Annotated in this window: 14 protein-coding genes and 1 pseudogene; 7 read left to right on the forward strand and 8 right to left on the reverse strand. The window is 70.3% G+C overall.

Annotated features, from left to right (window positions below; all coding sequences use genetic code 11):
* Positions 1-14: 14 nt before the first annotated feature.
* Positions 15-479 carry a hypothetical protein gene (locus AB0G04_RS16380; RefSeq protein WP_360982741.1) on the reverse strand — a complete coding sequence of 155 codons (465 nt, stop codon included), beginning with the start codon at positions 477-479 and terminating at the stop codon, positions 15-17.
* A 138-nt stretch (positions 480-617) separates the two neighbouring features.
* On the opposite strand from AB0G04_RS16380, the gene AB0G04_RS16385 reads away from it, so the two are divergent.
* The 4 genes from AB0G04_RS16385 to AB0G04_RS16400 are packed head-to-tail and all read left to right on the forward strand — an operon-like array spanning position 618 to position 3,994.
* Entirely contained in the window at positions 618-1,361 is a 744-nt protein-coding gene (locus AB0G04_RS16385; RefSeq protein WP_360982743.1) for an amino acid ABC transporter ATP-binding protein, read from the forward strand.
* A 54-nt stretch (positions 1,362-1,415) separates the two neighbouring features.
* On the forward strand, positions 1,416-2,297 hold the full coding sequence (locus AB0G04_RS16390) for a glutamate ABC transporter substrate-binding protein (protein ID WP_360982745.1): 882 nt from the start codon (positions 1,416-1,418) through the stop codon (positions 2,295-2,297).
* Between the two features lie 30 nt (positions 2,298-2,327).
* Positions 2,328-3,038 (forward strand): amino acid ABC transporter permease, encoded by a 711-nt coding sequence (locus AB0G04_RS16395; protein ID WP_360982747.1) that lies wholly within the window; start codon positions 2,328-2,330, stop codon positions 3,036-3,038.
* Positions 3,035-3,994, forward strand: coding sequence for an amino acid ABC transporter permease (locus AB0G04_RS16400; RefSeq protein ID WP_360982749.1), 960 nt, complete (start codon positions 3,035-3,037; stop codon positions 3,992-3,994). Before AB0G04_RS16395 ends, AB0G04_RS16400 begins: the two co-directional genes overlap by 4 nt.
* 60 nt (positions 3,995-4,054) lie before the next feature.
* Here the strand turns inward: AB0G04_RS16400 and rny are convergent, their stop codons facing one another.
* The 6 genes from rny to AB0G04_RS16430 all read right to left on the reverse strand — a co-directional run bounded on the left by rny (position 4,055) and on the right by AB0G04_RS16430 (position 12,092).
* Positions 4,055-5,779, reverse strand: a complete 1,725-nt coding sequence (gene rny / locus AB0G04_RS16405) for a ribonuclease Y (RefSeq protein WP_360982752.1) — start codon at positions 5,777-5,779, stop codon at positions 4,055-4,057.
* A 1,990-nt stretch (positions 5,780-7,769) separates the two neighbouring features.
* Positions 7,770-8,531 carry a regulatory protein RecX gene (locus AB0G04_RS16410; RefSeq protein WP_360982754.1) on the reverse strand — a complete coding sequence of 254 codons (762 nt, stop codon included), beginning with the start codon at positions 8,529-8,531 and terminating at the stop codon, positions 7,770-7,772.
* 14 nt (positions 8,532-8,545) lie between these two features.
* Positions 8,546-9,595 carry a recombinase RecA gene (recA, locus tag AB0G04_RS16415; RefSeq protein WP_360982756.1) on the reverse strand — a complete coding sequence of 350 codons (1,050 nt, stop codon included), beginning with the start codon at positions 9,593-9,595 and terminating at the stop codon, positions 8,546-8,548.
* A gap of 196 nt (positions 9,596-9,791) precedes the next feature.
* A complete protein-coding gene (locus tag AB0G04_RS16420) occupies positions 9,792-9,992 on the reverse strand; it encodes a DUF3046 domain-containing protein (protein ID WP_360982758.1) in 201 nt (66 codons plus the stop codon).
* Between the two features lie 34 nt (positions 9,993-10,026).
* Complete coding sequence (locus AB0G04_RS16425) at positions 10,027-10,689, reverse strand: UdgX family uracil-DNA binding protein (protein ID WP_360982760.1); 663 nt, start codon at positions 10,687-10,689, stop codon at positions 10,027-10,029.
* A gap of 56 nt (positions 10,690-10,745) precedes the next feature.
* Complete coding sequence (locus AB0G04_RS16430) at positions 10,746-12,092, reverse strand: aminotransferase class I/II-fold pyridoxal phosphate-dependent enzyme (RefSeq protein ID WP_360982762.1); 1,347 nt, start codon at positions 12,090-12,092, stop codon at positions 10,746-10,748.
* Positions 12,093-12,152: 60 nt separating this feature from the next.
* Between AB0G04_RS16430 and AB0G04_RS16435 the strand changes: the two genes are divergently transcribed.
* Positions 12,153-13,391 (forward strand): bifunctional pyridoxamine 5'-phosphate oxidase family protein/GNAT family N-acetyltransferase, encoded by a 1,239-nt coding sequence (locus tag AB0G04_RS16435; protein ID WP_360982835.1) that lies wholly within the window; start codon positions 12,153-12,155, stop codon positions 13,389-13,391.
* A 32-nt stretch (positions 13,392-13,423) separates the two neighbouring features.
* On the forward strand, positions 13,424-14,074 hold the full coding sequence (gene leuE / locus AB0G04_RS16440) for a leucine efflux protein LeuE (RefSeq protein WP_360982765.1): 651 nt from the start codon (positions 13,424-13,426) through the stop codon (positions 14,072-14,074).
* A gap of 2,191 nt (positions 14,075-16,265) precedes the next feature.
* On the opposite strand, the pseudogene AB0G04_RS16445 reads toward leuE, so the two are convergent.
* Positions 16,266-17,072, reverse strand: a pseudogene (locus tag AB0G04_RS16445) (serine/threonine-protein kinase); the annotation flags it as partial.
* A 245-nt stretch (positions 17,073-17,317) separates the two neighbouring features.
* Here AB0G04_RS16445 and AB0G04_RS16450 point away from each other — a divergent pair.
* Complete coding sequence (locus AB0G04_RS16450) at positions 17,318-21,874, forward strand: ATP-dependent helicase (RefSeq protein WP_360982767.1); 4,557 nt, start codon at positions 17,318-17,320, stop codon at positions 21,872-21,874.
* The last annotated feature ends 109 nt before the right edge of the window (positions 21,875-21,983 follow it).

Genomic DNA, 21,983 nt, shown 5'->3' on the forward strand with positions numbered 1-21,983 from the left:
GACCAGGCTACCCCTTACGCTGCCGCGGGCCGCTCCGGAGTCGGCTCCGGTCGCCAGCGCGAACGGTGACAACCGGCCGGAGCGGCACAGGCCGGGTCGTAGCCGGTGCACGGCCGGACATGCCGCCGTTCCGGGCCGTCGTCGGTCTCCCGCTCGTCGACGTGCACCGGCCTCAGCGTGCCGTCGGGCTCGGCGAGCACGTACCGCGTCGGATTCAGCGTGTCGTCGGGAAGCAGGATCGCGGCACCCAGCCGGACCGCGACGGCGCTCGCGATGGTCTCCTCGGCGACGCCGGCGGGCGTCACGTAGACGTCGACCACGGTCGGGAAGTCCCCACCGACGTGATAGACGTCGCAGAGCAGTTCCGCGCCGGGCACCATGCCGTGCACGGGCCGTTCCAGAGCGCCGGCCAGTGCGCCCATGACCCGGTCCGCATCGACACGGCCGGATACGCACCAGTTCCACGGGCCCTCCGCCATAAAGTCCATGGTCTGGACCCCTCTCTCAGCGCATTGGCTGTGTTACCGCTCCGTGACCATTCTCGACACATTCCGATACGGAGCGACCCCTAGGGTGTGTCCATTCGAGTGAACCGAGAACGAGTGGATGGACCAGGGGTGACAGGCGAGGCTCTCATCGTTCTGGAGAACGTCAACAAGTGGTTCGGCCCGTTGCACGTGCTACAGGACGTGGATTTGTCTGTCGCGCGCGGCGAGGTGGTGGTCGTCATCGGACCCTCCGGGTCCGGTAAGTCCACGCTGTGCCGCGCCATCAACCGGCTGGAGCCGATCGACTCCGGCACGATCACTTTCGACGGGCGTCCCCTTCCGGCGGAAGGCCGGGCTCTGGCCCGGCTACGCAGCGAAGTCGGCATGGTGTTCCAGTCCTTCAACCTCTTCGCGCACAAGACCATCCTGCAGAACGTGATGCTGGGCCCGGTCAAGGTGCGCAAGGAGAAGGCCGCCGTGGTCCGCGACCGCGCCATGGGGCTTCTGGAGAGGGTGGGCATCGCCAACCAGGCGGACAAGTACCCGGCTCAGCTCTCCGGCGGCCAGCAGCAGCGCGTCGCGATCGCGCGGGCGCTCGCCATGCAGCCCAAGGCGCTGCTCTTCGACGAGCCGACCAGCGCGCTGGACCCGGAGATGGTCGGCGAGGTGCTGGACGTCATGACCTCGCTGGCGCGCGAGGGCATGACCATGGTGGTCGTCACTCACGAAATGGGTTTCGCCCGGCACGCCGCCGATCGCGTCGTCTTCATGGCCGACGGCCAGCTCGTCGAGCAGGCTGCGCCGGAGGAGTTCTTCGCGAACCCGCGCAGCGACCGGGCCCGGGACTTCCTTTCCAAGATCCTCACGCACTGATGCGCCCTCAGGGCCGCCACACGACGGTGGCCCTGATCGAAAAGGAGATGAAGTATGCGTTTCACTCGTGCAGCCGTTGTGGCCACCGCCGCGGCTCTGACCTTCGGCCTGACCGCGTGTGGCGGCGAGGACGCCGGATCCGGTGGTGACACCGCCACCGCCAAGACCTTCGCCGCGGGCAGCACCATGGAGCGGCTCTACAAGGCCCAGGCGATCAAGGTCGGCACCAAGTTCGACCAGCCGGGCTTCGGCCTCAAGGGCCTCTCCGGCAAGCCCGAGGGCTTCGACGTCGAGGTCGCGAAGATCATCGTCAAGGAGCTCGGCATCCCCGCCGACAAGATCGAGTGGGTCGAGACCACCTCGAAGGTCCGCGAGGACGCCATCGTGAACAACAACGTCGACTTCATCGTGGCGACGTACACGATCAACGACAAGCGCAAGGAGCGCATCGCGTTCGCCGGGCCGTACTACGAGGCCGGCCAGAACATCCTGGTCAAGGCGGACGACACGACGATCACCGGGCCTGACTCGTTCAAGGCCGGCGACAAGAAGGTCTGCTCGGTCACCGGCTCCACCCCGGCCGAGAAGATCAAGGAGTCGGTCAAGGACGTCGCCGCTCAGGTGGTGCTCTTCGACACCTACGACAAGTGCGTCGCCGCCCTCGAGGGTGGCCAGGTCAACGCCGTGACCACCGACAACGTCATCCTTCTCGGCTACATCGCCAAGAACGAGGGCAAGTACAAGCTGGCCGGCGACAACTTCACCAAGGAGCCGTACGGCATCGGCGTGAAGCTCGAGGACAAGGACTTCCGGACCTTCATCAACGACACGCTGGAGAAGGCCTACGCCGACGGCAGCTGGAAGAAGGCCTGGGACGACACCGCCGGCAAGTTCGGCGCCGAGCTGGGCACCGCCCCGGCCGTCAACCGTTACTGATCCATCAGCTGATCCGGGGAGCTTCCGCCCGTGAGTGTGTTGGTAGACAAGTTCGACGTCTTCGCGGGCGGTTTCTGGCTCACCTTCCAGATCTGCGTGCTCGCCGCGATCGGCGCCCTCATCCTGGGCGCCGTCGTGGCGGTGCTCCGCATCTCACCGGTGCCGCCGCTGCGCGCGGTCGGCACCGCCTACGTCACGATCTTCCGTAACATGCCGCTGACCGTGGTCATGTTCTTCTCCGCGTTCGCGTTGCCGGCCCTCGGCTCCAACGCGGACTTCCTGCGGGTCCCCGGGCTCGATGTGGTCTTCACCCGGCTCGGTACGGACCTGCCGTACTTCCGCTTCGCCCTCATCGCGCTGACCCTGTACACCGCCGCGTTCGTCTGCGAGGCGCTGCGGTCCGGGATCAACGCGGTGCCGCCCGGCCAGGCCGAGGCGGCCCGCTCGCTCGGGCTGACCTTCGGGCAGAACCTGCGCCACGTGGTGCTGCCGCAGTCCTGGAAGGCCTCGATCGTCCCGCTCGGTTCAGTCATCATCGCGATGATCAAGAACTCCGCACTGATCGGCTTCTTCGGTGTCGTCGGCGACCTGTCGCAGAGCGCCGACCAGCTCACCTCGGCCGAGGGCTACGCCTTCATCCCCGTAGCCATCGGCATCTCGATCGGATATCTGATCATGACCGTCCCCCTGGGGGCCCTCCTGGACCGGATCGAGCAGCGACAGGCGGTGGCGACCCGATGACCAGCGTCCTCTACGACGTTCCCGGGCCGCGCCAGCGGCGCCTCACCCTGATTCTCAGCCTCGTCGCCACGGTCCTGGTGGCAGTCGGCGCCTACTACCTGATCTACCTGCCCCTGGACGAGAAGGGGCAGTTCTCGATGGAGCTGTGGGGGCCGCTGATCGACCCCTCGAACGAGAACTTCGTGCTCGTCTGGGAACGGATCTGGGTCGGCATCGAGAACACCCTGATCGCGGCCGCCCTGGCCATCGTCGCGTCGCTTGTCATCGGCACCCTGCTGGCGGTCCTGCGCCTGCAGCTCAAGAGCCTGGCCGGGCGCCGGTACGCGGGCCTGTCCGCCCCGGTCGCCTACCTGCTGCGCGGGCTCGGCAGCGGTCTGTCCGTACTCACCCGGGTCTGTGTCGAGGTCTTCCGGGGCCTTCCCGTGGTCATCACGATCTTCTTCGTGGCCCGGGGCTTCCCCGAGTTCGGCATCACCCTCGAGACGCTGTGGTACCTGGTGATCGGCCTGACCGTGTACAACGGTGTGGTCATCGCCGAGATCCTGCGCTCCGGCATGGAGGGCCTGCCGTTCGGCCAGCGGGAGGCGGCCGTCGCGATCGGCCTCTCCCCGTTCCAGACCACCACGCTGATCCTGCTGCCGCAGTCCTTCCGGATCATGCTTCCGGCGCTGATCAGCCAGCTCGTCGTGGTCCTCAAGGACACCTCGCTCGGCTTCATCATCAGCTACGAGGAAACGCTGAACATCGGCAAGCAGATCATCGGTGTGCTGAGCAACCCGATCCAGGTCTACTTCGTGATCGCGGTGCTCTTCATCCTGGTCAACTACTCGCTGTCGAAGCTCGCCCAGTACGTCCAGCGCCGGCTCGCCCGCGGCCGCAAGACCGCCGCACTCCCGGCGCAGAACCCGCCCCCCGCCGCTCTGATGAGCCAGGCAGAGGGCGCGGGCGGCGTCTGAGACGGAACGCGAAAGGGCTGTCACCCGCACGGGTGGCAGCCCTTCGTCAGTTCACGGCCGTCAGCGGGCCAGTTCGGTCACCCGGGACTCACGGACCACGGTGACGCGGATCTGGCCCGGGTAGGTCAGCTCCTCCTCGATCTGCTTCGCAACGTCACGGGCCAGCACGGCGGCACCGATGTCGTCGATGTCGTCGGGTCGCACCATCACCCGGATCTCGCGACCCGCCTGCATCGCGAACACCTTCTCCACGCCGGCCTTCCCGCCGGCGATCTCCTCGATGCGTTCCAGCCTTTTGACGTACGCCTCCAGGCTCTCCCGCCGCGCCCCCGGCCGCCCGCCCGAACAGGCGTCCGCGGCCTGTGTCAGCACCGCCTCGATGGTCTGCGGCGGCACCTCGTTGTGGTGCGCTTCGATGGCGTGGACGATGTCCTCGTGCTCGCCGTACTTGCGGGCCATGTCGGCGCCGATCAGCGCGTGGCTGCCCTCCACCTCGTGGGTGAGCGCCTTGCCGATGTCGTGCAGGAACGCCGCCCGCTTCATCGTCGGCACGTCCAGGCCCAGCTCGGCCGCCATGATGCCGGCGATGTGCGCGGTCTCCACCAGATGCTTCAGCACGTTCTGGCCGTAGCTCGTCCGGTATCGCAAGCGGCCCAGCAGCTTCACCAGCTCGGGGTGGATGTTCGTGATCCCGACGTCGACCAGGGCCTCCTCGGCCGCCCGGTCACAGAGCCGCTCCACCTCGTTCTTGGCACTGTCGAAGACCTCCTCGATCCGGTGCGGATGGATCCGGCCGTCAAGCACCAGCTTCTCCAGCGTCAGACGGCCCACCTCCCGGCGTACCGGATCAAAACAGGACAGCAGCACCGCTTCCGGAGTGTCATCGATGATCAGGTTGACGCCGGTGGTCGACTCGAACGCCCGGATGTTCCGGCCCTCACGGCCGATGATCCGGCCCTTCATCTCGTCACTCGGCAGATGCAGCACACTGACCACGCTCTCCGCGGTCTGCTCACTGGCGATCCGCTGGATGGCGTCGACCACGATGTGCCGGGCCCGGTTGTCGGCGGTGTTCTTCGCCTCGGTCTCGATGTCCCGGACCAGGATCGCGGCCTCCCGCTTCGCCTGCCCCTCGATCGCCTCGATCAGCTCGCCGCGCGCCGTGTCCGCAGTCAGCCCGGCGATCCGCTCCAGCTCACGGCGCCTCACCTCCTCGGACCGGGCCAGCTCCGACTCACGCTCGGCCAGCGCCGCCTCCCGCCGCGACAGATCCGACTCCAGAGCGGCGAGCCGGCGCTCCCGCTCTACCAGGCGCTCCACCTCCTCGCCGTGCAGCCGCTCCCGTTCGTCGATCCGGGCCGCCCGGCGCTCCACCTCCGCCGCCTGCTCCTTCACCGTGGCGTTGAGCAGCGCGATCTCCCGCTCCCCCGACCTGCGGGCCGCCGAACGCAATTGCTCGGCATCCGCCTCCGCCTGACGATGGGCATGCTCGAGAATCGTGTCGGCCTCGCTGTGCGCCGCCTCCAGAACCCGGCGAGCCTCGGCGCGGGCCGCATTCGCCTCCGCCTTCGCGGCGGCTGTCTCCGCCCGTACCGAAGCCGCCTTCGCATTCGCGTCCTCGACCTTGGCCTGGGCGTCGCCGACCGCCTGCTCCTGCTTCTCCTGGGCAACCTGCCGGTCGGAGTGCAACTGACGCAACGCACGCGCCCCGAGAAGAAGCCCGGCTATCACCAACACGGCAAGCACGATGATCGCAACCACGAGTACCCAGGTCACGGAGGTCATCTCGCCGCGTCTCCCTTCGCCGCCGGCGCGAAGCACACGCACGGGCTGTCTGCGGGATGCCCGACCAAGGCAGCTGACCGCGGGCGGCACCGGGCCCGGGTATCACGCGCTCCGCCTCCGGCCACCCCGAGCCTCCAGTCTCCGTCCGAACGGCTTCCGCCGCCCCGCTTACGCCCGCCGGCGCCCGTGGCGCCCGGTTCGACGCTCACGCGTGCGGCGGCCGCCGGCGGGGATGCCACCTTCGGCCGTGCCACCCGGTCCGGCTCCGCGGGGCCGGATGGTCCGGTCCGCTTCGCCTTCCGCGGCTACCTGCCCGCCTGCCAGGTCCGCCCGGACGGCGTGCCCTCCGGAGGCCCGGCCCGCCGGCCTGGTCGGTCCGCCTGGGTACGGGCTCGTCCCGGCGGTCGGCTCACCTGATGGTGTGCCTCGTCGCCGGACCAGCCGCCTCAGCGGTGGACCGGGCCCGGGTTTCGGCTGTTGCCCGGCTCGGCTGTCGCCAGGATCAGCTTTCACCGGCTCGGCTGTCGTCCGGCTGGGCTGTCGCCTGGCTCGGCATGGGCCGGACCGGTCGTCGGCTCGGCTGTCACCGTGCATCCGGAATCAGCAGTCGCGCGTGAGTTCCGCGTTTCTACCGACCTCGAAGGGTCTCGAGATGCTCCAGCCGAAGGTGCCGATGGGCCACGCCCCCCATGATCACTATGTGCCCATGGGTGCGGCGCTGCCCTGCGAAGCCTTGCCACCGCGGTCGTCTCACTGGACGGAAGCTCGTCACAGTCCGTGGGATATGACGATGTCTCGAGCGAACGATGTCGCCCGAGACCCCATCTGATCTCCCGGCCGGTCACGGATGCCCCGCCAGCGAGCCACCCGTCGGCCGCTCGAATCAGGAGTATGTGGAGTTGTGGGGTTAACCGCAGGTATGTCGCGCCGTCAGCCACGCGGTCAGCGGCTGACGGAGACCTCACCTGGACCAAATCTGCCCAAGTGATGCCGTAATGTAATGCGATCTATGTTGTGCCTGTTGCATGCGATGGTCGAACAAACCTTGTGTAACGCGAGGCTAGGTCGCAAGGACCGCTTCGGTCAAGGACTCATGATTCGGCAGCGGATAGGACGTACGGCACAGAGTTGCTTACGCCCAGCTCACGATCCCACGGGACATATCCTGACGTTCCATGCGATCACACCCAGCCGATCGAGTGATCTCCCATTATTGCCGCCACCCTCACCACCGAACGCGTGACACGAAGCGTGACATCACTTGAAGGTTACGCAGCGTGTCAGCCGCCACGTCCCCTACGCCGTCGCGGGAATCGGGCCGAACAGCGCCCAGAAGAACTTTCCTCACATCATGACTATATCGGCCTGCACCCTGGCCACCGGCTGCAACGGCGCTGCTTACGACCACGTCTGCTGCCGCCTACACCCCTGATGGCTATCGGTGGCCTTCTCCTCCTCCCGTCCACAGCTCTGCGGCGTCAGACTCGGCCGCTGTCACCGGCGACAGACCGTCGAGGGGCTACCCACGGGCGGCCTGACGGGTGGCAACCCGTTCACACGCGGGTTCCGCCTCAATCGGACTGCTGAATCTCAGTCCGCCGGCATCTCGACACCCGTCCGGCATCTTGTAGGCGATCCGGCATGCTGCGGGCGATCCGGCATCCTGCAGGCAATCCGGCGCCTTGACGGCCCTCCGGGCATTGCAGCATGGGCTGCGGCAGGCTTTCGACAAACCAACGGCCGGCAAAGAAGGCCGGTCCGGCATCACGGCATCCGGCCTCGCAAGCCTCGGCCTCGCCGACACGACGGCCGGCCCGCAACTCAGGCACTCACGGCCCGGCCCGCAACTCAGGCACTCACGGCCCGGCCCGCAACTCAGGCACTCACGGCCCGGCCCGCGACCACCGAGATCCAAGGGGATCTCAGCGGGCCGAGCACGGTGAAGCGGACTCACGGCTGCCGACGATTGCAGCCGTCGGACGCTGACTGCTCAGGACTCGGGGCCGCCAGCCTCGTCAGCAAGGGCGTCGGCATCGAGCGCCTCGGCGAACTCGGCGGCCTCGGCGTCACGGGCGGCCAGCGCGTCCTTCACAGCGCGGATGGCCACCCCGGCCGGGTAACCCTTGCGGGCGAGCATCCCGACGAGGCGACGGAAGATCGCATCCGGGGTGCCCGAAGCGGTGCGCAGCTTGCGGTCGACCAACGCCCGCGCGGCCTCGGCCTCCGCCTCGTCGTCGACAGCCTCCAGTGCCTCGCCGGCTACTTCCGGGTCGACACCACGCTGGCGCAGCTCGTTGGCCAGTGCCCGCCGGGCAAGCCCTCGGCCATGATGCCGGCTGGACACCCAGGCCCTGGCGAAGGCCGCATCGTCGATGATCCCGACCTCGTCATAGCGGTCGAGAACCTCGGCGATGACCTCCTCGGAGATCTCCTTGCGGAGCAATGCCTTGGCGAGCTCGGCACGGGTCCGTGGACGGACCGCCAGCTGGCGCAGACAGATCTCCCGGGCGACCTCGGCCTCGCTCCGCGGTGGCTCACTCCGGCCGCGGATCCGGCCGTCCTGGTCGCGCTGCGGCTCTCCACCGCTCGGCGGACCTTCACCGCTCGGTGGCTCTTCACCACCGGGGCGGCCGCGGCGCCCGGAGGAACGCCGTGGCTCCGCGGCAGCGTCGTCCGATGCCATGCCGGCGCCGGCCCTGGGCGGGATGGCATCCCATCCTCGCCCGGACCGTGCGCCGCGCCGTCCAGCCATTGCGGTCTACCGGATCAGAAGTCGACCGGCGGCAGCTCGGGGCCGCCGGCGGCGTCGCTCGTGCCGGCCTGACCGACACCGAGCTTCTCCAGGATTTTCTTCTCGATCTCGGCGGCCACGTCGGGGTTCTCCTTGAGGAACTCCCGAGCCTTCTCCTTGCCCTGACCGAGCTGGTCGCCGTCATACGTGTACCAGGCGCCGGACTTGCGGATGATGCTCTGCTCGACGCCGACGTCGATGAGCGAACCCTCCCGCGAGATGCCCTTGCCGTACATGATGTCGAACTCGGCCTGCTTGAACGGCGCGGCCACCTTGTTCTTGACGACCTTGACCCGGGTCCGGTTGCCGACGACGTCGGTGCCGTCCTTCAGGCTCTCGATCCGCCGGACGTCAAGGCGCACCGACGAGTAGAACTTCAGCGCGCGGCCACCGGTCGTGGTCTCGGGCGAGCCGAACATCACGCCGATCTTCTCGCGCAGCTGGTTGATGAAGATCGCGGTCGTGCCCGCGTTGCTCAGGATGCCGGTGATCTTCCGGAGCGCCTGACTCATCAGGCGGGCCTGGAGACCGACGTGGCTGTCGCCCATTTCACCCTCGATCTCGGCACGCGGCACGAGGGCGGCGACCGAGTCGATGACGATGATGTCGAGGGCGCCGGACCGGATCAGCATGTCCACGATCTCGAGTGCCTGCTCACCGGTGTCCGGCTGCGAGATGAGGAGAGCGTCGGTGTCGACGCCGAGCGCCCGTGCGTAGTCCGGGTCGAGCGCGTGCTCCGCGTCGATGAACGCCGCGATGCCGCCGGCCTTCTGCGCGTTGGCCACGGCGTGCAGGGCGACCGTGGTCTTACCGCTCGACTCCGGGCCGTAGATCTCGATGACCCGGCCGCGCGGCAGGCCGCCGACGCCAAGCGCCACATCGAGGGCGATGGAGCTGGTGGGGATGACGGCGGTCTGCACGACCGGCCGCTCCCCGAGCCTCATCACCGAGCCCTTGCCGAACTGCTTGTCGATCTGTGCCAGCGCCAGCTCGAGCGCTTTCTCCCGATCAGGTCCTACCGCCATTCCTGCCACCCCTGTATTCGACTTCGTGCTCTTCGTCGACGAGCTTTTGTTCACCACGGTCGACACGTTAGGCGAGGGGTACGACAAAAATCCTCCGCCCTGTCGTGTGCTGTGGATGACCGAGCCGCTGTGGACAATAGCCGAACACCTGTACGACGATCGAGTGACACGCCAGAACATGCGTACGAAAGGCAGCTCAGCGCAGTCGCGAGGGCACTCGATCGGGGTATGCCGCCACCACCGCGCGCCATATAGTAGCGGTGTCGATACCCTGAGTGATTGCTTCGTCTATGGTCCGCCCGCCGAGCTCCGTGAAGGCGTGATCGGCCGCGATGCTGCGGGCGTAAACAGAGCCGAAACTCTGCTCCAGGCGTGCCCAGAAATCTGTCAACCGCACCCGGAAAGGTTACCCACGTCGGCTCCCGCCGAACTCAGGCGACCGCCGCGGCCGCCACCCGCAGATCGTCGACGAGCCCGCGGTAGGCGGTCTCCCGATCGTCGGCCCGCAGCACGGCGGACGGATGGATGGTGGCGAGCGCCTGGATTTCCTCCACCGGGAAGTCCTCCGGATGCTGGGCGGAGGCCGGCCAGGGCATCAGCTGCCCGCGTGACTTCGTGACCCGGAACGACGGACCGAGCAGCGCCTTGCCCGCCGTCGCACCGAGAATCACCACGAGCTTCGGCTTGAGCAGCGAGAACTCGGACACCAGCCAGGGCCGGCAGGCGGTGATGTGGGCCGGTCCGGGGTTCTGATGGATCCGCCGGCTGCCGCGCAGCTCGAAGCGGAAGTGTTTGACCGCGTTGGTGATGTAGAGCTCACCCGGGTCGATCCCGGCGTCGTCCACTGCCTCCCGGAGCAGCCGGCCGGCCGGGCCGACGAACGGCAGGCCGTGCCGGTCCTCGACATCGCCGGGCTGCTCACCCACGAAGACGATCTTCGCGTGCGGCGCCCCGCGGCCGAACACGGTCTGGGTCGCGTTCGCGTACAGCTCACAGCCGTGACACTCCGCCGCCGCCGACTTCAGCTCGTCGACGCTCCGGGGGTGGGGTGGCACCCACTGCTGCGCGCCGACCGGCGCGTCCGTCCTGTGCATGGCAATGTTCTACCCGTAGCCCCCGACAACATTCCGCCGCGTAACTCTCCCGATGGTCACCTCATCGGCGAAGTGACGCCGGCCGGGTGGACGGCGAGCGCCACCGCACGCGCCAGATCCGCCGTCTCCGCCGGCTCCAGCGTGCTGATCGTGATGCGAATCCCGGGCGGTGACTCCAGGCGGAAGAGCGCACCCGCGGCCACGGCGTAGCCCTGGTCGCGGAGGACGGCCACGGCGCGCGTCTCGTCCGGCACCGGAATCCAGACGTTGATGCCGGTGTCGCCGGACGAGTCGACACCCGCCGACCGGAGAGCGTCACGCAGGGCACGACGGCGTACGCCGTAGGTCTTCGCAGCCTGCTCCACCAGAGCCGTCACCTCGTGGTCGCGCCACAACCAGAGAAGCATCCGCTGCAGCACGGTGGAGACCCAGCCCATACCGATCCGCATCCGCCCGGTCACCCGGGCGACCGTTGTCTCGTCACCGGCCAGGACAGCGATGCGCAGATCGGGGCCGAACGGTTTGGAGGCAGACCGCACGAACGCCCAGCGCCCCGTCACCGGGCCGATGCAGTGCGGCTCCTGCTCGGCCAGCTCGGCTGCGTGGTCGTCCTCGATCACCAGTACACCGGGGTGACCGCTCAGCAGCTCACGGAGCTTGCCGGCGCGAGCCCGGCTCACCGCGGCGCCGGTGGGGTTCTGCGCCCGGACGGTGACGACCACGGCCCGGGCACCGGACCGCAGCGCGGCCTCGAGCGACTCCGGATCCGGACCCTCCCCGTCAATGGCGACCGGCGTCGCACGCAGGCCCAAGGCGGCCAGCAGGTCGATCAGCGCGGCCCAGCCCGGATCCTCGATCGCGACGGTGTCGCCTGGTCGAAGATGCGCGTTGAACACACGCTCGATGGAGTCGAGCGCCCCCGAGGTCACCACGATCCCGGCCCCGGCGACCGGCACACCCTCGGCGAGCAGGCGTGGTCGTGCCGCGTCGGCGAGCTCGGGCATCGTGACAGCCAACGAGTAGCCCTGCGGCGGGCGGGCCACGGCCGCCGCCGCCGCCAGTGCCGGTTCCAGCGGCGGAAGCAGACGCAGGTCGGGTTCGCCGGCGGAGAGGTCACGCAATCCGTGCGGGACCGGCGTACGCAGTCCGGAACGAGGCGTGGACACCGCCGGGCGGGACCGGACCCGGGTGCCGCGCCGGCCCTCGGTCTCGAGCACGCCACGCTGCCGCAGTTCCTGGTACGCCTTGGCGACCGTGGCCGGGCTGACGTGCAGATGGCTCGCCAGGATCCGCACCGACGGAAGCGCCGCGCCGGTCACCCAGTCCCCTCGCATGACGCCGGTCTCGATGCTGGCGGAAATCTCGGCGGCGTTCGTTCCGCTGACCTGATATTGTTCTGCCACAGTCAGCATCCTGTACTAGTACAGGTGATCGCGCAAGCGGAACACGCCGGGGAGGCCACGATGACCGACCTCTACACACCCACCGACCGCACGACGGCCACCCGCACCCGCAAACGGATGAGCTACGACCGCGAGACCGCCCACGCGATTCTCGACGAGGCGTACGACTGTTCGGTGGGCTTCGTCGTGGACGGTGAGCCCCGCGTCCTGCCCAACCTGCACGTCCGCATCGGCGACACTCTCTACCTGCACGGTTCCACCGGCGCACGGCTCGGCCTGGCCGCCCGGGCCGACGGGGTCACGGTGTGTGTGACCGTCACCCTCCTCGACGCTCTCGTGTATGCGCGGTCCCAGTTCAGCCACAGCGCCAACTACCGCTCGGTCGTCGCGCTCGGGACGGCCCGCCCGGTCACCGACGAGGCCGAGAAGCTGCGAGTGCTCCGTGCGCTGACCGACAAGGTCGGTCCGGGCCGGTCCGCCGACAGCCGCCCACCCACCCGGCAGGAACTCGCACAGACCACCGTCCTCGCGCTCCCGCTGGTCGAGGTGTCCGTCCGGTCCCGGTCCGGCGGGGTCGGGGACGACCCGGAGGATCTCGACCTGCCGTACTGGGCCGGCGTGCTGCCGCTGCGGACGGTGGCGGGGCCGCCGGTGACCGAGCCCGGCGTGGCCGCCGCACCACCGTCCTACCTGCCCGGCTCCCCCTCGCAATGGCAGACACCGGTCGTCCTGGAGGGCCGGCACGTACGCCTCGAGCCCCTCACGCCCGGCCACGCACAGGGCCTGTTCGAGGCGCTCGACGACGAGGAGGTCTGGCGGCACATCCCGTACCCGCGCCCGCGCACACCGGAGGCGCTGACCGAGGACATCACCGGGGTACTGCGCGGTCAGTGGCTGGGCCAGCGGTCCGGCTGGGCCCAGATCGACCCGGCCAGCGGTGCGGTGATCGGCATGACGTGCTATCACGACATCGACACGAACCTGCGCGCTCTCGGCATCGGTCACACCATGGTGGGGCGCAAGTGGTGGCGGACGGGTGTCAACACCGAGGCGAAGCTGATGCTCCTGGAGCGCGCCTTCGACGTGCTCGGCGCCGAGCGTGTCTTCTGGTACACCGACATCCGCAACGAGCGTTCCCAGCAGGCCATCGCGCGCCTCGGTGCGAGCCGGGACGGGCTGATCCGGCACCAGCGCAGGCGTCCGGACGGCAGCTGGCGGGACACCGTAGTGTTCGCGATGACCGCCGATGAATGGCCGGCCGCCGCGCGGCGGCTCCGCGACCGGCTGGCGGCGGGATGAACCACACCCCACTCTTCGAGGAAGGCTGACCGATGCTGGGCATCACCGATTTCTGGACGTACGTACTCGGTGTGGTGGCCATCATTCTGCTGCCCGGCCCAAACTCGATCTTCGTGCTGTCGGTGGCCGCCCAGCGAGGCATCCGCGCCGGTTACCGGGCGGCCGGTGGCGTCTTCCTCGGCGACGCGGTTCTCATGGTCCTCTCCGCCACCGGTGTGGCATCGCTGCTGAGCACACACCCACCCCTGTTCCTCGTCCTGAAGTACGCGGGCGCGGCCTATCTGGGGTGGGTCGGTATCAACATCATCCGCAGCGCCTGGGGCAAGTGGCGGCACCGTGGCGAGCCGGCGGTGACGGCCGGGAAGCCACCGGCGGAGGTGCGGCGTCCGTTCCGCCGGGCCGCGGTGATCAGCCTCCTCAATCCCAAGGCCATCCTGTTCTTCATCTCGTTCTTCATCCAGTTCGTGGAGCCGGGGTATGCCCATCCCGAGCTGTCGTTCCTGATCCTCGGTGCGGTGGTGCAGTTCTTCAGTGCGCTCTACCTGTCCGCACTGATCTTCGGCGGGCGATACCTGGCCGGGCAGTTCCAGCAGCGCGGCCGCCTGGCGACCGGGGCCGCGACCGCGGTGGGCGCCCTCTTCGTGGGCTTCGGCATCAAGCTGGCCACCGCCGGCGCCGGCTGATTCAAGCCGGCCACGGCGGGCGCCGGCTGGTTTCCGAGCCGCTCCGGCAGCCGGGGCGCGACCCTCATCGGGGCACGCTGGAGTAGAACGTGCTCCGAATCATCTGGATCCTGCTCAGGTCGGCCTTCCAGGTCTTCTCCGTCGTGCTCCACCCGAGCACGTAGGTCTTGCCGCCGATGCCGAACCAGCGGACGGCGGTGTGCCGGGCCGCACCGCTCGGTGGGCGGTACCGGTACTCCCAGTCGGCGGCTCTGTGCAGCAACGGCACCGCGGCGAGACCGATCAGTTCGTATCCGGGCAGATCACCGGAGGCGGCGAGGCGGCGTTCCGTGGCACGGGACGCCGTCAACGGGTCGACGGCCGGGTCCCGGCTCGTGTCGACGGTCATCACGCGGGTGTTGCGCGGGCTACGGAAGCAGTGCGTCGTACCGATCCGCTGGTAGGTCCACCCGTCGGGCACGGCGATGTGGAAGCCGGAGCCGTCGGAGAAGTAGGACCAGCCGGCTTGCAGGCTCCAGCCGTTGACGCCCCGGGTGGCCCCCGGCAGCGGCGTCAGGGGCAGACCCCGGAGCGACGGTGAGTCGCACGCAACGGGCGAGAACGGGCGTACGGGCGGAGCGACGGACGCCGGCCCGGACTCCGCCGGAGCGGCGGGGGTACCCGACGGGCCCGCGGCAGGACCCACGACGGACGGCGAGGAGGCCGGTCCCGGCACGAACGACGAGGACGCCGGGCCGGGAACGAACGACGAGGGGGCCGGGACAGGTCCGGGCCCGGTGGCTCCCGGATGCTGCCCGGACGGATCGGTCGGCCGGAATGACGGTGCCGAAGGCAGAGGGGACGGTACGAAGACCTGTGGCCGCGCACCGGTCAGCTCCGCCACGTAACCGGCTACCAGGCTGCCGCCGAGCAGCAGTACCACGAGACCGGTCGCGGCGAGACGCGCCGGGGTCAGGCGGATCGGCGTCGGAGCCCCGAACCAGCGCCGGCGTGATCGCCGCCCGGTGGTACCCGTGGCGGGTCCGGTTCCGATCGGGACCAGGGCCTGGCTGGGAGCACCAGGGGTTCGCCTGTTCTCCGATTCGTCCGAGCCGGACGCCGGGGGATCGTCGAGGTCCTTCACTCCGGGGGGCCCGGGGTCCTTCACTCCGGGGCGTCCGGGGTCCTTCACTCCAGGGGGTCCGGGGTCGGCATGCGTCCCGGAGTCCGGTGACGCGCCGTCTTCCGGCTGATGATCAACGTTGTCCGGGGCCGGCAGCCCGGCATCCGCCGGGCGATGAGCGACATGTCCAGGCGCCCGCGGGTCGTCGTCGGGCGAGTGGTGGTCGACATGCGGCAGAGGGCGATCGGCATCGGGAGAGGCCGCACCGGAGTCCCGTTCGGACGAGGTGTCCGGAACGGCCAGATCAGTGCTCGGGGAGAGCGGTAGCGCCACGGGGGTGACCGGATTCAACTGCCCGGGGAATTCAGCATCGGTGTCAGCCGACACCGGACTGGCGTCCTCCGGGTGTGCCCCGGACGGGACATTCCCCTGCTCCGGCGTGGCTGCGGCGGGCACGGAACGCCCCTGAGCGGGACGCGGCGCCGGACGGGCATCGGGGGCTGCCGGGACGATGGCGGCAGACGGGGCAGGCGGGACGGGGGCGGCGTTGGGAACCGGCAGGACGTTGGGGGCGTTAGGTGCTCTCCGAACCGCCGGGGCCGCCGGAACGGCCGGGGCCGCCGGGCCGCCGGCAGTTGGGGTTGCCGGGACGGCGGCAGTTGGGGTTGCCGGGACGGCGGCAGTTGGGTTTGCCGGGACCGCGGGAGTTGGGGTTGCCGGGACGGCGGCAGTTGGGTTTGCCGGGACCGCGGGAGTTGGGACTGCCGGAGCCGGGGAGGCAGTCGAAGCGCCGGGGCCAGCCGGCCGCCGCAGTTGGCGGGGCGACGGCCGCTCAGGGCCGGTCTGCCGAGCCGGGGAATCGGCCGGCCTCGGCGGCCAGGCCGGCGGCGGTGACGGTGACGGTGACGGTGGCTGAGCATGCCGGCCGGGGACGGTGGCCGTACCCCGCAGCGGTCCGGAGGGCCCGGATGCCCCGGCCCCGGCACGTCCCGATGCCGCGGGAACCACCCCCTCGCCGGAAGACCGTCGCCGGGTCCCCGGGCGGTCCCGGCGGGACAGGAACGGTATCTCGCGCGGGTCGCTGGACACGATCATGCGAAGCCGTCGTTCGATCTCCGGCACGGTCAGACGGGTGGCTGGTTCGTACCGCAGCAGCCCGTCGAGGACCGCAGCGAGCGGCCCGGCCCGGACAGGCGGATCGGGGGGTTCGGTGGCGAGGGCGGAGAGGGTCGCCATCGCGGTCTCCCGCGCGTACGGGGAGTGCCCTTCGACCGCGGCGTAAAGGGTCGCGCCAAGAGACCACAGGTCCGATTCGACGGTGGACGCACCGGTGCGGGCCCGTTCCGGGGAGACGTACTGCGGCGAGCCGACGATCAGCCCGGGAGCGGTCACGGAGCCGTCACCCACAAAGGTGGCCAGACCGAAATCGGTCAGAACAACGCGGCCGTCGGTGCCGATCAGCACGTTGTGGGGCTTCACGTCGCGGTGCAGCACACCGGCCCGGTGCGCGGCGGCGAGCGCGTCGAGCAAAGCCAGGCCGATCCGTGCGGCCGCCGCCGGATCGTAGGGCCCTTCCTCGTTCAGGACCTGGTGCAGGGAACGGGACGGGACGTACTCCATGACGATCCAGGACAGGCCTTCGGCGTGCACCACGTCATAGATCCGGACCACGTGAGGATGGTTGAGGCGGGCGGCGCTGCGAGCTTCCCGAAGGGTTCGGTCGCGCATCCTGTCCTGTTCAGCATCGGACATCCACGAGGGCGGCACGATCTCCTTGACGGCCACGTCGCGGTGCAGCATCTCGTCCCGGGCCAGCCAGACCCGGCCCATCCCGCCGGCGCCGACCGGTTCCAGGAGGCGGTACCGGTCTGCGACGAGCATCTGCCTGACCGCCATCGGCACCCACCCATCACGTCGGGTATCAGGATAATCACGCACAGACCGCCCAAGGAACGACGATCACCCGCCCACCGCTCAGGGCCCGCAGGATCCGAAAACCCTTCACGACCCTCTCCGGTACGGGCCACGCGTGCCGCCGCCTGCCGGCCAGGCGCGCGCTCGCCCCGTACCGGCTGAGGAAATGGGGGTCTTCGGTCCGGCGTCGCGTCCGCGCCGGTTTTCTGTCATACCCCCGGGGCAGGATGAGGGACGTGCGAGAGGTGCTCGAGAAGTTCGGTCCAGCCACACGTGAGTGGTTCGCGGCCGCCTTCGCCGCGCCCACCGCCGCTCAGACCGGAGCGTGGCGGGCGATCGGCGCGGGGCGCAACGCCCTGGTGGTCGCGCCAACCGGTTCCGGCAAGACGCTTGCGGCCTTCCTCTGGTCGCTCGACCGACTGTCCCGTGAGCCGGTTCCGGAGCAGGTCCGGCAGCGATGCCGGGTGCTCTACGTGAGCCCGCTGAAGGCACTGGCGGTCGATGTGGAGCGCAATCTGCGGGCACCGCTGACCGGGATCCGGCAGGCGGCCGGGCGTCTCGGCCTGCCACCACCGGAGATCACCGTCGGGATGCGCACCGGCGACACCCCGGCCGAGGAGCGACGCGGCTTCGCCCGCACCCCGCCGGACATCCTGATCACCACTCCGGAGTCGTTGTTCCTGCTGCTCACGTCGGCCGCGCGGGAGTCGCTGCGCGGAGTCCAGACAGTGATCATCGATGAGGTGCACGCGGTCGCGGCGACGAAGCGCGGCGCGCATCTGGCGCTCTCGCTGGAACGGCTGGACGCGCTGCTGGAGCGCCCCGCCCAGCGGATCGGCCTGTCCGCGACCGTCCGGCCGATCGACGAGACCGCGCGGTTCCTCGGCGGGGCGCACGACGTCGAGATAGTGCAGCCACGCAGTGCCAAGACGATCGAGGTGACCGTCGAGGTCCCGGTGGAGGACATGACCCGCCTCGACGAGGTGCCCGATCCCGATCAGGAGGGTCCCGGTTCCGGGCGGCACACGCCGTCGATCTGGCCGGCCGTCGAGGAGCGGGTTCTCGACCTGATCCAGGCGCACCGGTCGACGATCGTGTTCACGAACTCGCGACGCGGATCCGAGCGGCTCTGCGCCCGCCTCAACGAGCTGGCCGCCGAACGCGCCGATCCGGAATCCGCGCAGATCCCCGTCGGCTCCCGGCTGCCCGCGGAGATCATGGCGCAGGCCGGCGGCACCCGCGGCGCGCCCGCCGTGGTGGCCCGCGCCCACCACGGCAGCGTCTCCCGGGAGGAACGCAAACAGATCGAGGAGGCGCTCAAGTCAGGGCAGTTGCCGGCAGTGGTGGCGACGTCCAGCCTGGAGCTGGGCATCGACATGGGGGCGGTCGACCTGGTGGTCCAGATCGAGGCCCCGCCGTCGGTCGCGGCCGGCCTGCAGCGCATCGGCCGGGCCGGGCACCAGGTGGGCGCCGTCTCGCGAGGCGTGGTCTTCCCGAAGCATCGCGGTGATCTGCTGTCCTGTGCCGTCGTGGCCGAGCGGATGGGCGACGGCGCGATCGAGGAGCTGCGCTGCCCACGCAATCCACTGGACGTGCTGGCTCAGCAGATCGTCGCGATGGTGGCACTCGACGAGTGGCAGGTCGACGATCTGGCGGCGCTGGTCCGGCGGGCGGCGCCGTTCGCCGAACTGCCGTCGTCGGCGTTGCACGCCGTGCTCGACATGCTGTCCGGGCGCTATCCGTCCACCGCGTTCGCCGAGCTGCGCCCCCGCCTGGTCTGGGATCGGTCCACCGATCAGCTCAGCGGCCGGCCGGGCGCGCAACGCCTCGCCGTGACCAGCGGCGGCACCATTCCGGACCGCGGCACCTTCGGGGTCTTCCTGGCCGGGTCGGAGCGTGCCTCGAGGGTCGGTGAGCTCGACGAGGAGATGGTGTACGAGTCACGCGTCGGTGACGTCTTCCTGCTCGGGTCGACGTCCTGGCGGATCGAGGACATCACCCCTGACCGGGTGCTGGTCTCCCCCGCTCCGGGAGCGCCGGCCCGGATGCCGTTCTGGAAGGGCGACTCACCCGGCCGCCCGATCGAGCTGGGCCGTGCGATCGGTGCACGGCTGCGCGGGCTGACGCGGGCCGGTGACGAAGCCGCCACGACCGCGCTGCGCGAGTCGGGGCTGGACGAGTGGGCGGCCGACAATCTGGTGGCCTATCTCCGCGAGCAACGCGAGTCGACCCGGCACCTGCCCGACGACCGGACCGTCGTGGTCGAGAGGTTCCGCGACGAGCTCGGCGACTGGCGGATGACCGTGCACTGTGTGCTCGGCGCCCGGGTCAACGCGCCGTGGGCGCTCGCGATCGCCCGCCGGCTGTCCGAGCGATACGGTGTGGACGGGCAGGTCATGCCCTCCGACGACGGCATCGTGGTGCGCCTGCCGGACACCGCGGACGAGCCGCCCGGGAGCGAACTGATCGCCTTCGACCCGGAGGAGATCGGCCAGCTGGTCGAGGAGTCGGTCGGCACGTCGGCACTGTTCGCTTCCCGGTTCCGGGAGTGCGCCGCCCGGTCCCTGCTGCTTCCCCGTCGTGACCCGCGGCGCCGGCAGCCCCTCTGGCAGCAGCGGCAGCGGTCGGCGCAGCTGCTCGACGTGGCCCGGGAGTTCGCCGACTTCCCGGTGACGCTGGAGGCGGCCCGCGAGTGTCTCCAGGACGTCTTCGACCTGCCGGGACTGATCGGGTTGATGCGGGAGATCTCCGGGCGCAAGGTCCGGTTGGTCGAGGCCGAGACCTCCCGGCCGTCGCCGTTCGCCCGGTCACTGCTGTTCGGCTATGTGGGCGCCTTCCTCTACGAGGGTGACGCGCCACTGGCCGAGCGCCGCGCTGCCGCGCTCACCCTCGACTCGACCCTGCTCGGCGAGTTGCTGGGCCGGGTCGACCTGCGGGAGCTGCTTGACCCCGAGGTCGTCGCCGAGACCGAGGCCCAGCTGCAGTGGCTCACCGCACAGCGCACCCCGCGCGACGCCGAGGACGCGGCCGAGCTCCTCCGGCTCCTCGGTGATCTGTCCGCGGCCGAGCTCGCCGTGCGGGGTGTTCCCGAGGAGTGGGTCGAGGCTCTCGCCGCGGCCCGCCGGGCGATCCGGGTGCGGGTGGCCGGCGAGGACCGGTGGATCGGCATCGACGACGCCGGACGCTACCGCGACGCGCTCGGTGTGGCGCTGCCGGTCGGCATTGCGGAGGCCTATCTCGAGCCGGTCGCCGACCCGCTCGGTGACCTGGTCGCACGCTGGGCCCGGACACATGCGCCGTTTGCGGCGGCGACCTGCGCGGCGCGGTTCGGGCTCGGCGTCTTCGTCGTCGAGCAGGCTCTCAAACGGCTCAGCGCCACCGGGAGGGTCACCTCCGGCGAGTTCTCCCCCGGCGGCGCCGGGACCGAGTGGTGCGACGCCGAGGTGCTGCGGATGCTGCGCCGCCGTTCACTGGCCGCGCTGCGCCGCGAGATCGAGCCGGTGCCACCCCGGGTACTGGCCACCTTCCTGCCCCGCTGGCAGCAGGTGGGCGGTAACAACCGCGGGGTGGACGCGCTCGCCGCCGCGCTGGAGCAGGTACAAGGTGTGGCGGTGCCGGCGTCGGCCTGGGAGCGGCTGGTGCTCCCGGCCCGGGTCGCCGACTACGCGGCACCACAGCTGGACGAGCTGTGTGCCTCCGGCGAGGTGTTGTGGGCCGGGTCAGGGTCGATCGCCGGCGGGGACGGCTGGGTGACCCTGGCCTACGCGGAGAGCGCACCGCTGCTGCTGCCACCGCCCGACGACGAATTCGCGGCGACCCCGCTGCACCAGGCGGTCCTGGACGCGCTCGACGGCGGGCAGGCCCTGTTCTTCCGGTCGCTCTCGGATCGGGCCGGGTCGACCGACGACACCGCCTTGTCCGCAGCGGTATGGGACCTGGTGTGGGCCGGGTACCTGACCAATGACACGTTTGCGCCGCTGCGGGCTCTGCTCGGTGGCAGCGGCGCGCACAAGGCGAAAGCGGCCCCGGCCCGCGCTCGGTACCGCCGTCCCGGACGACCGTCCATGCCCGCCCGCGGTGGTCCGCCGAACATGGCGGGCCGCTGGTCCCGGCTGCCGGACCGTGACCTCGACCCCACCCGGCGGGCTGCCGCGGTCGCCGACCTGCTGCTGGAAAGGCACGGTGTGGTGACCCGCGGCGCGGCCGTGGCCGAGGGGGTGAGCGGCGGCTTCGCGGCCGTCTACCCGGTGCTGGCGGCCCTGGAGGAGCGCGGAGCGGCCCGGCGTGGATATTTCGTCGAAGGGCTCGGGGCGGCGCAGTTCGCGGTTCCCGGCGCGGTGGACCGGCTGCGCGCGCTGACCGAACCCGACGACGAACGGCGCGACGGATCACCGGCGGTGGTGCTGGCCTCGACCGACCCGGCCAATCCTTATGGGGCGGCGCTCCCGTGGCCGGAGCGGATCATCGACAGCGGCAGCGGCGAACCGGTCGCCAAGGCCGGTCATCGGGCCGGCCGCAAAGCCGGTGCCCTGGTGGTGCTGGCCGGCGGTGATCTGGTGCTCTACGTCGAACGCGGCGGACGCACCCTGCTGTCCTTCTCGGACGACACGGAACTGCTCATCCGCGCCGCGCACGGTCTGGCCGGCGCGGTCCGGTCGGGCGCGCTGGGCCCGATGTCGGTGGAACGCGCCGACGGCGAATCGGTACACGCGTCACCTCTGCGAGACGCCCTCACCGCGGCCGGTTTCCGAACCACACCGCGAGGCCTCCGGCTCCGAGCCTGACGCCCTCGACCGGCCACCGCTCCGGGCCATCGCGGGACGCTGGAGCGGCCCGTGCGGCGGGCCGTTCCAGCGTTGCATCGATGCTGCAGACGCGCCCGCTAAGCGCGGC

The sequence above is a fragment of the Actinoplanes sp. NPDC023801 genome (assembly GCF_040639655.1).
GTDB lineage: Bacteria > Actinomycetota > Actinomycetes > Mycobacteriales > Micromonosporaceae > Actinoplanes.

What these genes read in the sequence shown, in the direction of transcription:
- AB0G04_RS16380 (WP_360982741.1), bottom strand. Translation starts at nt 479, where the DNA reads ATGGCGGAGGGCCCGTGGAACTGGTGCGTATCCGGCCGTGTCGATGCG.
- AB0G04_RS16390 (WP_360982745.1), top strand. Translation starts at nt 1,416, where the DNA reads ATGCGTTTCACTCGTGCAGCCGTTGTGGCCACCGCCGCGGCTCTGACC.
- AB0G04_RS16400 (WP_360982749.1), top strand. Translation starts at nt 3,035, where the DNA reads ATGACCAGCGTCCTCTACGACGTTCCCGGGCCGCGCCAGCGGCGCCTC.
- rny (WP_360982752.1), bottom strand. Translation starts at nt 5,779, where the DNA reads ATGACCTCCGTGACCTGGGTACTCGTGGTTGCGATCATCGTGCTTGCC.
- AB0G04_RS16410 (WP_360982754.1), bottom strand. Translation starts at nt 8,531, where the DNA reads ATGGCTGGACGGCGCGGCGCACGGTCCGGGCGAGGATGGGATGCCATC.
- recA (WP_360982756.1), bottom strand. Translation starts at nt 9,595, where the DNA reads ATGGCGGTAGGACCTGATCGGGAGAAAGCGCTCGAGCTGGCGCTGGCA.
- AB0G04_RS16425 (WP_360982760.1), bottom strand. Translation starts at nt 10,689, where the DNA reads ATGCACAGGACGGACGCGCCGGTCGGCGCGCAGCAGTGGGTGCCACCC.
- AB0G04_RS16435 (WP_360982835.1), top strand. Translation starts at nt 12,153, where the DNA reads ATGACCGACCTCTACACACCCACCGACCGCACGACGGCCACCCGCACC.
- leuE (WP_360982765.1), top strand. Translation starts at nt 13,424, where the DNA reads ATGCTGGGCATCACCGATTTCTGGACGTACGTACTCGGTGTGGTGGCC.
- AB0G04_RS16450 (WP_360982767.1), top strand. Translation starts at nt 17,318, where the DNA reads ATGAGGGACGTGCGAGAGGTGCTCGAGAAGTTCGGTCCAGCCACACGT.